Source organism: Pseudoalteromonas sp. Of11M-6, from assembly GCF_022347905.1.
Taxonomy (GTDB): domain Bacteria; phylum Pseudomonadota; class Gammaproteobacteria; order Enterobacterales; family Alteromonadaceae; genus Pseudoalteromonas.
In genome coordinates this window covers 1-13,732 of record NZ_JAKRFW010000044.1, presented here as the reverse complement: position 1 = coordinate 13,732, position 13,732 = coordinate 1, and the positions used below count along the sequence as shown (strand labels likewise).

Below are 13,732 nucleotides of genomic sequence, written 5' to 3'. Positions count from 1 at the left end.
CCATGCAAGTGTTTACCATTCCAGTTACACCATTTATGCAAAATTGTCGTGTCATTGTGTGTCCAGAAACACAAGCCGCTGCAATTGTAGACCCAGGTGGTGAAGCGGAAAAAATTATTGCGCAGTTGAACACACAAGGGGTAGCGCCAAGCATGATTTTGCTTACCCACGCGCACCTTGATCATGTGGGAGCAAGTACAGTATTAAGTGAGCATTTTAATATCGAGATTATCGGGCCTCATCAGAGCGACCAATTTTGGCTGGAAGCCTTGCCAATGCAATCACAGATGTTTGGTTTTCCTAATCATGAAGCTTTTTTACCATCTAAGTGGTTAAATGATGGGGATAAGGTTAAAGTGGGGAACCTCGCACTCGAAGTCAGACATTGTCCAGGGCATACTCCGGGGCATGTGGTTTTTTATGAACCAAGCTCAAAACAGGTCTTAGTAGGAGATGTGTTGTTTAAAGGCTCTGTTGGTCGTACTGACTTTCCAAAAGGCGATGCAGCCCAACTAAAACAGTCTATACAAGATAAGCTGTTTACTTTGCCTGATGAGGTCGTGGTGCATTCTGGCCATGGTGAAAATACCTCAATTGGCTTCGAAAAGGCGACAAATCCTTTTATGAGTGGCCGATTTGGTTAGATATAGTGGAAGTGGCATAGTAGTGATGTGCATTTTTTAATTTGCTATGCTTCAGGGAATAACAATCAGCATCGGTTAATAGACTGGTGTGCTAATTAAACTAGAATAGATATGTCATTAAACCAAGTAGATCGCCAGATACTGGCATTGTTACAGCAAGACGCAAGTCTTTCTACCGCTGAAATCGCTGATAAAGTAGGGCTATCTCAGTCACCTTGTTGGCGTCGCATCGCTAAATTAGAGCAAGACGGCTACATCAAAGGCAAAGTTGCATTGCTGGATGAGAAGAAACTCGGATTTGATATGTTGGTTTATGCGCATGTTAGGCTTTCAAACCATGGCCGCAACAACCTTGCCGAGTTTGAAAAATTGATCTTAAGTTATGACGAAGTGACAGAGTGCTACTCTATGGCAGGCACCATGGACTTTATGTTGCGTATCATTTCGAAAGGCATTGAAGGTTATGAGCAATTTGTTCGTGATAACTTACTTAATTTAGAGTTCGTCCAAGAAGTACATTCAAATGTTACAATGACTTGCGTTAAGCGCAGCACTTCCTTACCACTTTAATGCAATTTGTTGCCCTGCTTCGTTGGGTAGGGCTTCCCGTCATCTTTTCACCATTGTTCTATACTACAATACAGACCGCTTTATTAAGTTATGTATTGCAAGCGAGTTTGTGATACAGGCTTGTATCTTATTTGTTAAAGGCGCTGCTTTTTGCTAAAATCCGCCGCCTTTGTGTTCATAGTCAATTCACACCAGAGGATATTGATGTTTAATCTTATCAGCAAAGCGCCTAGCTCTGCTAAAAACGATGTACTGTCTGGGCTTACGGTCGCTTTGGCACTTGTGCCTGAGGCTGTGGCTTTCGCTTTTGTTGCACAAGTAGACCCATTAGTCGGTTTATATGCAGCATTTATTGTCGGTCTTGTGACTTCAATCTTTGGTGGTAGGCCGGGTATGATCTCGGGTGCAACAGGGGCTCTTGCCGTGGTAATGGTGAGTCTCGTTATTGATCATGGTGTCGAGTATCTTTTTGCAACTGTATTACTCATGGGGCTCTTACAAATACTCGCAGGTATATTTAAGCTTGGCAAGTTTATACGTATGGTACCGCACCCTGTGATGCTAGGCTTTGTGAATGGTTTAGCCATCGTTATCTTTCTTGCGCAACTTGGTCAGTTCAAAGTACTTAATAGTGAAGGTGAGCTGACTTGGATGCAAGGGGAAACCCTTTATGTGATGGTGGGCTTGGTAGCATTGACTATGGCCATCATTCACTTTCTACCAAAGCTAACAACTGCAGTTCCGTCTAGCCTAGCGGCAATTTTAGTGGTAACTGGTATTGTTATTGGTTTAGATTTAGACGCTCGTAATGTGCTTGATTATCTGAAAGATATGTCAGGTAACGTAGATGCAACGATTGCCGGTGGTTTTCCTGCTTTCCATATTCCAGAAGTTCCTTGGACATTTGAAACATTTAAAATTATCTTCCCATACGCGCTTATCCTAGCGGCGATTGGTTTGATTGAATCTTTATTAACGCTCACGCTAATCGACGAAATCACCGAAACACGTGGTCACAGTAACCGCGAATGTATCGGCCAAGGTGCGGCTAATGTTACTTGTGGTGTGTTTGGTGCGATGGGTGGCTGTGCGATGATTGGGCAATCAATGATCAATATTAATTCTGGTGGCCGTAGCCGTTTGTCAGGTATCACAGCAGCATTATTACTACTTGTATTTATTCTGTTTGCAGCAAGCCTTATTGAGATGATCCCGCTAGCGGCGTTAGTTGGTGTAATGTTTATGGTGGTATTGGGGACTTTTGAATGGTCAAGTTTTAGATTAATTAGAAAGATCCCTAAATCAGATGCATTTGTAATCGTCTTGGTGTCGGGGGTTACAGTGATTACAGATTTGGCCATCGCAGTTTGCGTTGGTGTCATTGTTTCGGCACTGGTATTTGCGTGGGAGCATGCGAAACATATTTACACCAATAATTATATTGATGAGCAAGGCTCAAAAGTGTACGAATTACACGGACCTCTATTTTTTGGGTCGGTGAAAAACTTTGCAGAGCTGTTTGACGTTAATAATGATCCAGACGACATCATTGTAGAATTTAAACATAGTCGTGTTGCCGATCATAGTGCAATTGAAGCAATAGATACGCTAGCTGAACGTTATAAAAAGGCTGGTAAGACGCTTCATCTTCGCCACTTGAGCCAAGACTGTAAAGTACTGCTAAGTAAGGCTAAAGATCTCGTTGAGCTAGACGGCCAAGCAGATCCTACCTATAAAGTGGCATCTGACAAGCTTGCTTAAGAGCGACAGTTTGAATAGATGAAGATAAATTAACTGGTTAATTTATTTCAAAAAAAGGCACTGAGGTGCCTTTTTTATTTGCGGCAGGGCGTGTAAAAACTGAGACCACCAGCAGTGAATAGAGACGACATGCTGAGATATAATCCAGTTAAGATAGAAGAGGTATAATCATTTTGAAGTGGCAATCACTGGTTGATAACAGGCAGAGATTTTTCTGGGTATTACAAATAGCTGGTTGGCTGGGCTACGCGCTAGTTAACTATATTGGCTCAAAAGTCTTTGAAATGCGGGATATTTATGTATTTGTCATCGCTTTAAATGCCTACGCAGGTTGTTTGATGACCGTACCGCTACGATACCTCTATCGTAAAATTTGGAATGCAACACCGTTGGTGCTGATATTCGTTGTGTTTACGGCGTCATATGTAACTGGAACACTATGGGCGGTCGTTCAGAAGTTTAATCATTGGGAAATTTATCGTCACGGGTATCGACCTGATGAATGGTTTTATTACTTACAGCAGGGACTAGACTCTGTCTATATCATACTCTGTTGGAGTGGACTGTATTTTGGTATTAAGTATTACCAGTTGTTACAAAGTGAGCGTCAAAAGGCGTTGAAAGCCAATACTATGGCCCATGAAGCGCAATTGAAAATGTTGCGTTATCAACTGAATCCGCATTTTCTATTCAATACCCTTAATGCAATTTCGACGCTTATATTGGTTGAAGAAAATAAAGATGCGAATCAAATGGTCTCAAGGCTCAGTGATTTCTTGCGCCATACATTAAATACAGATCCGATAAAAAAGGTACCGCTTGAGCAAGAGTTACATGCGTTGAGACTGTACTTAGAAATTGAAAAGGTCCGTTTTGATGAGCGCTTATCTATTGAGCTTGATGTGACAGAAGAGGCTGAACAGGCGTTGGTACCTAGCTTGATCCTACAACCACTCATTGAAAACAGCATTAAATACGCAATTGCCCATATGGAGCATGGCGGCAAAATTGAAATAAAAGCGCAGGTGTTTGCCAATGAACTACTCTTGGAAGTAGGAGACAATGGTCCTGGCGCAGAACTGGAAGATGGGCAACTGAAAAGTGCACAGGGAGTGGGTTTAGCGAATACCAAAGACCGTTTAAAAACCTTGTACGAAAACAACTATTCATTTGTGCTCTCGGATAATGAGCCAACTGGTTTGAAGGTAAACATTCGCGTTCCATATGAAAGGGCGAAGAAGTAATGAGCAAAATTAGAACACTAATCGTAGATGATGAACCGTTAGCGAGAAAAGGGCTAGCGGTAAGGTTAAGAGATTTTTCTGAAATTGAAGTTGTAGAATTGTGTGGCAGTGGTCAACAAGCAATCGATCTATGCAAATCTGAGGACATAGATCTGGTCTTTCTCGATATTCAAATGCCGAACATGAATGGCTTTGAAGTAGCGAGAGCGCTGAGTGAAAGTGTTAAACCATTGCCTGCTATCGTATTTGTAACCGCGTTCGACCAATATGCTGTAAAGGCATTTGAGATCCATGCGCTGGATTACATCTTAAAACCCGTTGATGACAACAGATTAAAACAGGCGGTGGAGAAAGTGCAAAGCTATTTAAAAACACAACAAGACAATGCGCATAAGAAAAAGTTAGCCAGCTTTGTTGCAGGGATCACTGGCAATAACTGTGAAGAAATCCTTAAAAAACTTGCAACAGGAGATACAATTGAAGATAAAAAATTCCCGGAGTCGCTCGCGGTAAAAGAACAAGGGGAAATCATTCGAGTATCTACATCGTCAATTCAGTGGATTGATGCAGCCGGTGACTATATGTGCTTACACTGTAGCGATGGTCAGACTCATATTTTACGTAAAACAATGAAAGATCTAGAACAAGAGTTAGATCCAACGTTATTTGTGCGCGTACATCGCTCTGCAATTGTTAATACTAAGCAGATTAGTAAACTAGTCACACAAAGCAGTGGCGAGTATTTATTGGTACTTGAGAATGGTCAAGAGCTTAAAGTCAGCCGTAGTTACCGTGACAAAGTAAAGGCCGCACTCGCGAGCTAATAAAAGCGCGAGCTAAAGTGATTTGCACCGTGTTTAGCCTACGGTGACGTAGTGTATTTTATGTGCTTGTACACTTTAGAGTATTCTAAGGAAAGATGAACTAGGCAGCAAGGCTACCTAGTTCAACGCTTTTACACTGTGACGATTTTCAGCGTGTTACTGGCGCCGATAGTTTCCATCTTATCACCGTGTGTGATGATCACTGTGTCGCCTTTTTCCAATGAGCCAGCAGCAACTAGCGTATCAAGCGCTTCGCGAACAGTTGAATCATCTGAGCATTGCGTCGAGTCAAATCTTACCGGATATACACCACGATAGAGTGATGCCTGCCCAAGTGTTGATTGATGGCGAGACAGAGCGTAAATAGGCAATCCAGAACTGATACGAGACATTAATTTTGCGGTATTACCCGATTCAGTTAGTGCGACAATCGCCTTTACTGAATCTAAATGATTCGCAGCGTACATTGCCGACAGCGCGATAGTTTCACAGGTATCGGCAAAACGGCTGTCTAAACGATGTTTAGAGATATGGATCTGCGGTTGAGATTCAGCACCTAAACACACACGTGCCATTGCCGCGACCGTTTGCTCAGGATAATCACCAGCAGCGGTTTCTGCTGAAAGCATTACCGCATCTGTGCCATCAAGCACTGCGTTTGCAACATCCATAACTTCAGCACGTGTTGGCATTGGGTTGTCAATCATTGACTCCATCATTTGGGTGGCAGTGATCACAGTACGGTTTAGTGAGCGGGCACGGCTGATAATTTGCTTCTGTTTACCAACAAGAGCGGCATCGCCAATTTCTACACCTAAATCACCACGGGCAACCATCACCGCATCAGAAGCCAATACGATATCGTCAATCGCTTCTACGGTTTCAACCGCTTCTGCACGTTCGATTTTTGCAAGTAACTGTGCATTAGAACCTGCTTTCTCCGCCAATCCTCTAACGTAACGCATGTCGTCACCACTGCGAGGGAACGAAACCGCAATATAATCCACACCAATTTCAGCTGCTGTGATCAAATCTTCTTTGTCTTTGTCAGTAAATGCAGGTGCTGTTAAGCCGCCGCCTAAACGGTTGATCCCTTTATTGTTCGACAATACGCCGCCAACTTTAACACTAGTGTGAACCAAGTGACCTTGTACTTCTTCAACAACAAGCTGAATAAGTCCATCGTTTAATAACAGCAAATCACCTTGTTTTACGTCATTCGGTAATTCTTTATAGTCGATACCCACGGCTTCAACGTGACCTTGGCCAGGCTCCATTTTTGCATCGAGCGTGAATTTTACACCCACTTCTAAGAACACTTTGCCTTCTTTAAATGTTGAAACGCGGATTTTAGGACCTTGCAAATCTGCAAGGATCGCTACATTTACACCTAAGCGTTTAGCAATTTCGCGAACGGCTTCGGCTCTATTTTTGTGATCTTGAGCTACACCGTGTGAAAAGTTTAGTCTGACTACGTTGGTGCCGGCACGAATGATTTTTTCTAAGTTGTTATCTCTATCCGTCGCTGGCCCCAGTGTTGCGACGATTTTTGTGCGTCTAAGCATCAGATTCTCCTGTTAGCTTATCAAGGTAAGCAAAAACTTATGAATGTGTTAAAAGTAAATCAAAATTGCTGTTTTTTTACACATGCCACATTGTAAAATCACGATTTAACTAATTAGAGCATAAAGAATTATGCAAAACCCTTTTTAACACTCGAATTAAGTTATATGATCTATATGTCATCATTATGACACCGGTGTCAGTGGCCGTCAATCTCGAATATTTTACCTTACAGCTTAGGGGACCATTTGAGATTTATCACAAAATTGGTGAATTCGTGCTGCTGTCACTATATTGCTATACAGTGAATTGTGTTAGCTGTCATATTTTGGGGACCGATATGATACCAGTGAATTGTGTGTCTCGCTGGTCAATCATGGTCGCTCAGGTATAATGCACATACACGAACGCATAAAGTTTTGATGTTACCGAGGAGGAAACTAAATGCAGGTTGCATTAGTTGGTTTGGGTGTGATGGGTAAAAACCTCGCGCTAAATCTAATTGAGAAGGGGATGACCTTAGTCGCTTATGACAAGAACCCCGAAGTAGGTGCGGAATTATTGAGTTGCGCACAGTCGTTAGGTATGGCGGAGCGCTTACACATAGTGTCTGATCTCGGTGATATGATCAGAAGATTAGAGACTCCTCGCTCGATTTTATTACTCGTTCCAGCAGGTGAACTAGTAGATAAAGTTTGTAGCGATTTGGTTGAAGCTGGAGTTGAGAAAGACGATATCATCGTTGACTGTGGTAACAGTAATTACAAAGATGGTATTGCACGTAAATTGAAATATCAGAATAAATTTGAGTTTGCCACTATGGGGATTTCTGGCGGTGCCGAAGGTGCACGCCATGGTCCTGCAATGATGGCAAGTGGTTCAGAAGGTGGCTGGGAGCGTATCGAGCCTTGGTTCGAAAAAGTTGCTGCGAGCTACAACAACGAATCATGTTTCGCGCGTGTAGGGCAATCGGCCAGCGGTCACTTTGTTAAAATGGTGCACAATGGTATTGAGTATGCGTTGATGCAGCTTATTGCCGAGCTTTATCAATTGCTACGCTTGGGGACCGGTCGCTCTCCTAAAGAAGTTGCTGAGATTTTTGAATCTTGGTCTGAAGGTAAATTAAATAGTTATCTACTTGCAATTTCTAGCCACATTTTAAGTCTAGAAACAGATCAGGGCGAGTCTTTAGTCGACCTTATCGACAATAAGGTAGGAGCTAAGGGCACTGGCCTTTGGACGGCGCAAAACGCACTGGAGCTTGGTATTGCCGTACCTTCGCTTGTGGCTGCGGTACAAGCTCGCCATCTCACCAATACTATTGATACTCCAGCTGCAAAAGAAATGACGTATGTGAATAAATCAACGCAAACAATTGAGGTTGATTTAGACGAGTTAAAAGATGCGTTTTATTTTGCCAGTTTGCTATGCTACCGCCAAGGTCTTGCACTGATTAAGGGCGCGTCACGTGCACACCAATGGAAAGTGGATCTCAATAAAACGCTACAAACCTGGCGTGCGGGCTGTATTATCCGAGCTGATTACTTAGATGATATCGCTGAAGGTGTTGAATTTATCGATTCACTTGAGAAGCCTGCACTTGCACTACGTAGCATTACAGGTAAAGCGGTGGCGACTGGTTTGTCTTTCCCAGTGCTTGCTGCGACGCAAACTTATATTGCAACACTGAGCACGCCAAGCAACGGGCACTTGGTGCAAGCACAGCGTGATTACTTTGGTGAGCACGGTATAAAGACACACAGTGGTGAAACTTGTCACCTTACTGATCTTGTCGATATCGAAGCAAAAGTTAGATAATAATCGACGTTCGGAGTAGTTCGAGCTGATTTAAAAGCCGTGGTGAAGATATCACGGCCTTTTTGTTGTGTTACTTTTTCGCTTTACTGCTATCGAGTTAGCTCACCGCGCAGATTGTCTTGCATCAAATGGCGGATCGTTTCAAGCTCTAGCTGCTGGCTAAATAAGTAGTGTAGTTTTGTTAAGCACGCTTCTAGTGTCATATCGTAGCCACTGAACACACCACAGTTTAATAACGCATTTCCTGTCGCGTAGCCGCCCATATTCACTTTTCCTTGAATACATTGGGTGAGGTTTATTATCACCACTCCACGATCGCTGATTGCTTTAAGCTCAGTTAAAAAATGCTCGTCTTGTGGCGCGTTACCAACACCAAAGCTCAATAAGATTAATGCTTTCATCTCACCACGCATTAGGTTCTTAAGGATTTCTGTTGAGATCCCAGGATACAAATGCATTACCGCGATAGGTTGAGGTGAAATCTTGGTGACTTGCAAGCTTTGCTCAACGTAAGGGCTTAGCTTCCCTTCGATCAGCTGAATATTGATCCCAGCTTGTGCCAGCGGCGAAAGGTTTGGAGAGGCGAATGCATCGAAGCCATCAGCATGAGCTTTGATTGCTCTATTACCGCGGTAAAGTTTATTGTTGAAAAACAAACTCACTTCGGCAATAGGGTAGTTAGCAGCCAAATACATCGCGTTTAACAGATTTACTTGACCATCAGAGCGCAGTTGTGACAACGGAATTTGAGAGCCGGTCACTATCACAGGTTTAGTTAAGTTCTCAAACATAAAGGATAGCGCAGAGGCAGTATAGGCCATGGTATCTGTACCATGGAGCACCACAAAACCATCGTAGTCGTGATATTTTGATTGAATGTCATCCGCGATAAGCTGCCAGTGATGCGGTGACATATCCGACGAATCAATTAACGGGCAATATTCATGAATATCAAAAAGCGGCATTTCATCGCGAGTAAACTCAGCGTTATTCTTTACCGTATCTGTTAGATATCCTGCAACCGGAACGTAACCACGACTGGATTGCTTCATACCAATGGTACCACCGGTATAGGCGATATATATTTTTTTTCTTTTCATAAAAAAGCCCAGAATAAAATCTGGGCTCAGTATAACAATTACAGCACCACAATTGCAGTGCTTAATCGATTTTACTCAGGTGAAACGTTACACACTAAGCAAAGCGTATAGACATGGTTAGGATCGTTAAGCTGGCCTAACATTTGAGTTTGTAGTGCTATTGTATTGCTAACGCTGTCTAGGGCATTTAATGCAGTTTTTGCGAATATTGATTGCTCAGGTACAAGGGCACTAATGGCACTTTGCACTATAGACGCACCAAATAATTGCTGCATCAGCTTTTCTTGCTCGGTGAGTGTTTGTTCAATAGTGATAACATCATACATCTCTAAATTAGCAAGACTTGCAGCCGCTTCAATGGCATCATTTTTGTTACCTAACTTATCGACTAGGCCAAAATCAAGCGCCTGAGTTGCTAGCCATACTCGTCCTTGCGCAACCTCATTAACCGCTGACTTATCAAGGTTTCGTTCGGTTGCAACCATGGAAATAAATTTATCATAGGCATCTTCAACGCCCATTTGGATTAGATTTTTATAGCCACCATCTATCCCTCTGAATGGAGATTGGCCTTTTAGTTCGGTTGTCGCAACACCATCAGAGTATATTCCTAATGAGTTTGCTGCATTTTCAAAGGTCATTATCATGCCAAATACACCAATAGAACCCGTGATAGTGCTTGGCGATGCCCAAATTTCATTAGCTGATGCCGCAATCCAATAACCGCCGGAAGCTGCAACTGAACCCATTGATGCTATCACGGGTTTTCCTGCGGCCTTTAGTGCAATAACTTCATTACGAATGGTTTCAGAAGCAAACATGCTACCACCGCCAGAGTCAATTCTTAATACAACGGCTTTCACTTTGTCGTTAAGGCGAGCCTTCTTAAGTAGTGCTGCTGTTGAATCGCCACCAATAGCTCCCGCTTTACGCTTGCCATCAGAGATTTGACCTTTAGCAACAACCACAGCGACTTTCTCGGTAAATGGATTTTCTGCAAACTCTTTAGGCGGTAACGTCGATAGATATTGACTGAACGAGACCTGTTTAAAAGATTTTCCCTTTGCATCAAGACCAACTTCATCGATCAGTTTCTGAGCAAATGCTTGATTGGTGGTTAATGCATCGACCCATTGGTTGTCGATAGCATATTTGGCGGAATCGCCTTGTGCAGCTTCCATTTTGTCTGTTAATGCTGCGAAGGTTTCATCAAAATTAGCCACATCAAAACCGCGGTTTTCGGCTACTTCTGTTTTATATTGTGTCCAAAGCGGGGTGATCCATCCAAGATTTGATTCTTTTGCTTCTGGTGACATATCGCTGCGAATATAAGGTTCAACGGCCGACTTGTATGTACCAACGCGGAAAATATGCTGCGTAACTTTAAGCTTATCAAGCGCCTCTTTGAAATACAGCGGGTACATGCCAAAACCGGTGATGTTAACCCCACCGTAAGGATGTAGAGAAATTTCATCGGCTACTGAGGCGAGATAATATTGAGCTTGAGTGTAATAAGCGCCATGAGCATAGATTTTTTTGCCCGCAGCTTTGAATTGCGCGAGCGCGTCTTTGATATCTCGTAATTTGTCGAGATGGGCGCTATGAAGACGTTGTAAATCAAGATACATCACTGTAATGCGGTCATCTTGAGCTGCTTTATTGATAACATCAATGACATCATCTAACAAAATTTCACTTGGCTCTTCTGAATCGGCGAAAGCATCACTCATGGCCGCCTCAACTGGGTCAACATAGGTCAATTGTTCGACTATGATACCGTTTAGGTTTAAACGTAATACGCTTTTACTTTCGACCTCAACCTGATCCTCACCAGATACAATGCTTATCACTATGGCGATAAGAATGAATAAAAACAGCAGATTTAGAATTAATCGCCTAGAAAAGTTCAGTGTGGCCCAAATGCCCTTAAAAATATTCGCTATCAGTTTCAAAATGATCCCTTATGCTTAACTTCAATACAACTCTATACATTTATCATATATCAGAGCGAGTTTCATGAATAATAGAAAAACGTAACGAAGTATTTTCATGATTGAAATATCGCCAATGCTGCCAAATTCGTTAATTTCTTTCTTCTTAAGACTTGCCAAATAATAAAAAAACGTTAATGTTCACAGGTAAGACCAGTTTTGTGGGGCGGCAAATGTTAGAACAAGAACTACAACTTAAACATACCAGTTTGCGAAATCGCTTGGTAATGGGATCAATGCATACCGGGCTTGAAGAAGGGTGGCACAACCGAAAGCGGCTCGCTGCATTTTATGAAGAACGAGCAAGAGGTGGAGTGGGCCTGATCGTAACTGGTGGTTACAGTCCAAATCTACGTGGTAAGTTGACACCAATTTCTTCTTCTTTTAACTCGTTATACGATGTAATTAAACACAAAGCATACACCGAGGTAGTACATAAACACGGCGGCAAAATTTGTCTACAGTTACTACATGCTGGGCGCTATGCTTATCATCCATTCAACACTGCACCTAGTGCGATCAAAGCACCGATTAATCCATATAAACCAAAAGCAATGAGCTTAAGTGCCATCAAAGGTACGATTAAAGACTTTGCTCACTCAGCTAAGTTGGCCGAAAAAGCAGGCTACGATGGTGTGGAGATCATGGGTTCAGAGGGCTATTTAATCAATGAGTTTATGGCGGGTCATACCAATAAGCGCACTGATGACTATGGTGGTAGCTTAGAAAACAGAATGCGATTGGCAACAGATATTGTAAAAGCGGTTAGAGCGAAAGTGAGCGATAAGTTCATTATCGTTTTTCGCCTGTCGGTCATGGACTTAATCCCAAATGGCTCAACTCCAGAAGAAGTTGTGCTTCAAGCCAAAGCTTTGGTCGCGGCAGGTGTGGATATTCTTAACACCGGTATTGGTTGGCATGAGGCGCGCGTTCCAACAATTGCATCAATGGTGCCTCCTGGTGCCTACCGTGAAGCGTCACATAGGCTAAAACAGGCTGTCGATATACCCGTTGTAGCAGTAAATAGGATTAACACGCCAGATCTTGCTAATGACATTTTAGCCAAAGGTGATGCCGACCTTATTTCTATGGCGCGTCCATTACTGGCTGATCCTGAATTCTTTAACAAATATCAAGAGCAGCGCTCGGAACAAATCAATATTTGCATCGGCTGTAATCAGGGTTGTTTAGACCACGTATTTAAAGGTAAACGAGCAACATGTTTGGTAAATCCACAAGCCGGATTTGAATTGGATTATCCACTTCATACCGCCCAAAGGAAAAAACAAGTACTCGTGGTTGGGGCAGGACCTGCTGGGTTGTCTGTAAGTTACTATCTCGCTAAAAAAGGCCACCAAGTTAAGTTGATTGATAAAGGTAGCGAGCTTGGTGGTCAGTTTAATTTAGCGATGCGAATACCAGGTAAAGAAGATTTCCAACATACGCTTAAATACTATGTCAGCGAAATAAATCGCTTGGGCGTTGAGCTTTGCTTAAATACACCATACGAAGAAACAATGGCAAACGCGTTTGATGATGTGGTATTTGCAACGGGTGTAAGCCCACGTATGTCGAAAATAGAATGCGCAGATGGGAAACGTGTGTTTGCCTATGACGAAGTGATTAAAGGTGAAGTAGAATTAGGTAATAAAATTGCTATTTTAGGTGCCGGTGGTATTGGCTTTGACATGGTAGCGTTTTTAACTGAACAGCGAGAACAAACGATCCCTGATTTTAAATCTCAATGGGGAATAGAATGCGAAGCGCAGCCTTCACAAGAGCAAAGGCCGATTTATATGTTAAAACGCTCTGAAGGACGTTTTGGTAAAGACTTAGGTAAGACCACCGGTTGGATCCACAGAGCCGTTGCAAAACACCACAATGTTCAGCAAATTGCAGAATGCGAATATATCAGCTTTGATAATCAAGGTTTGACCGTAAGAGTTGCGGGTGAAGAGCAACTGTTAGATGTCGATACGGTCATTGCTTGTATTGGACAAGTTTCTAACGATAGCTTGTTCGATAAAGAGGCACTACCTGAGAATCAGCACGTTATCGGTGGGGCCAAACTGGCTGCAGCGATTGATGCTAAGCGAGCGATTGCAGAGGCACTTCAGGTAGCAAGAAAGATCTAGGGTCTGTTGATCTTTGCTGTTTGATTTTTGTTCTCCTGAGTGTGTTTTGGTCGCGACGCTCGACTTGCCGCCTAGTAATCTA

General features: G+C 42.7%; 10 protein-coding genes. 7 read left to right on the top strand and 3 right to left on the bottom strand.

Annotated features, from left to right (window positions below; all coding sequences use genetic code 11):
• Positions 1 to 2: 2 nt before the first annotated feature.
• From MHN32_RS18350 to MHN32_RS18330, 5 genes are all read left to right on the top strand, one after another.
• Entirely contained in the window at positions 3 to 644 is a 642-nt protein-coding gene (locus MHN32_RS18350; protein WP_010604865.1) for an MBL fold metallo-hydrolase, read from the top strand.
• A 111-nt stretch (positions 645 to 755) separates the two neighbouring features.
• Positions 756 to 1,214: an Lrp/AsnC family transcriptional regulator gene (locus MHN32_RS18345; RefSeq protein WP_010376979.1), complete on the top strand. Its 459-nt coding sequence runs from the start codon at positions 756 to 758 to the stop codon at positions 1,212 to 1,214.
• A gap of 204 nt (positions 1,215 to 1,418) precedes the next feature.
• A complete protein-coding gene (locus MHN32_RS18340; protein WP_102056870.1) occupies positions 1,419 to 2,975 on the top strand; it encodes a SulP family inorganic anion transporter in 1,557 nt (518 codons plus the stop codon).
• A 173-nt stretch (positions 2,976 to 3,148) separates the two neighbouring features.
• Positions 3,149 to 4,219, top strand: a complete 1,071-nt coding sequence (locus MHN32_RS18335; RefSeq protein WP_010604863.1) for a histidine kinase — start codon at positions 3,149 to 3,151, stop codon at positions 4,217 to 4,219.
• Positions 4,219 to 5,043, top strand: a complete 825-nt coding sequence (locus MHN32_RS18330; protein WP_010376983.1) for a LytTR family DNA-binding domain-containing protein — start codon at positions 4,219 to 4,221, stop codon at positions 5,041 to 5,043. Before MHN32_RS18335 ends, MHN32_RS18330 begins: the two co-directional genes overlap by 1 nt.
• A gap of 131 nt (positions 5,044 to 5,174) precedes the next feature.
• Here MHN32_RS18330 and pyk read toward each other — a convergent pair whose 3' ends face one another.
• Positions 5,175 to 6,608, bottom strand: a complete 1,434-nt coding sequence (gene pyk / locus MHN32_RS18325) for a pyruvate kinase (RefSeq protein ID WP_102056869.1) — start codon at positions 6,606 to 6,608, stop codon at positions 5,175 to 5,177.
• A gap of 442 nt (positions 6,609 to 7,050) precedes the next feature.
• Between pyk and gndA the strand changes: the two genes are divergently transcribed.
• A complete protein-coding gene (gene gndA, locus MHN32_RS18320; RefSeq protein ID WP_239422478.1) occupies positions 7,051 to 8,424 on the top strand; it encodes an NADP-dependent phosphogluconate dehydrogenase in 1,374 nt (457 codons plus the stop codon).
• 89 nt (positions 8,425 to 8,513) lie between these two features.
• Here gndA and ansA read toward each other — a convergent pair whose 3' ends face one another.
• Both ansA and sppA read right to left on the bottom strand, forming a co-directional pair.
• A complete protein-coding gene (ansA, locus tag MHN32_RS18315) occupies positions 8,514 to 9,524 on the bottom strand; it encodes an asparaginase (protein WP_239422477.1) in 1,011 nt (336 codons plus the stop codon).
• 71 nt (positions 9,525 to 9,595) lie between these two features.
• Positions 9,596 to 11,476: a signal peptide peptidase SppA gene (gene sppA / locus MHN32_RS18310; protein ID WP_239422476.1), complete on the bottom strand. Its 1,881-nt coding sequence runs from the start codon at positions 11,474 to 11,476 to the stop codon at positions 9,596 to 9,598.
• A gap of 212 nt (positions 11,477 to 11,688) precedes the next feature.
• Between sppA and MHN32_RS18305 the strand changes: the two genes are divergently transcribed.
• Positions 11,689 to 13,650, top strand: coding sequence for an NADPH-dependent 2,4-dienoyl-CoA reductase (locus MHN32_RS18305; RefSeq protein ID WP_343224412.1), 1,962 nt, complete (start codon positions 11,689 to 11,691; stop codon positions 13,648 to 13,650).
• The last annotated feature ends 82 nt before the right edge of the window (positions 13,651 to 13,732 follow it).

Bases quoted from the DNA above. Each gene is read 5' to 3' on its own strand.
- MHN32_RS18340 (WP_102056870.1), top strand. From the start codon at position 1,419: ATGTTTAATCTTATCAGCAAAGCGCCTAGCTCTGCTAAAAACGATGTA.
- MHN32_RS18350 (WP_010604865.1), top strand. From the start codon at position 3: ATGCAAGTGTTTACCATTCCAGTTACACCATTTATGCAAAATTGTCGT.
- MHN32_RS18345 (WP_010376979.1), top strand. From the start codon at position 756: ATGTCATTAAACCAAGTAGATCGCCAGATACTGGCATTGTTACAGCAA.
- ansA (WP_239422477.1), bottom strand. From the start codon at position 9,524: ATGAAAAGAAAAAAAATATATATCGCCTATACCGGTGGTACCATTGGT.
- MHN32_RS18305 (WP_343224412.1), top strand. From the start codon at position 11,689: ATGTTAGAACAAGAACTACAACTTAAACATACCAGTTTGCGAAATCGC.
- MHN32_RS18330 (WP_010376983.1), top strand. From the start codon at position 4,219: ATGAGCAAAATTAGAACACTAATCGTAGATGATGAACCGTTAGCGAGA.
- pyk (WP_102056869.1), bottom strand. From the start codon at position 6,608: ATGCTTAGACGCACAAAAATCGTCGCAACACTGGGGCCAGCGACGGAT.
- gndA (WP_239422478.1), top strand. From the start codon at position 7,051: ATGCAGGTTGCATTAGTTGGTTTGGGTGTGATGGGTAAAAACCTCGCG.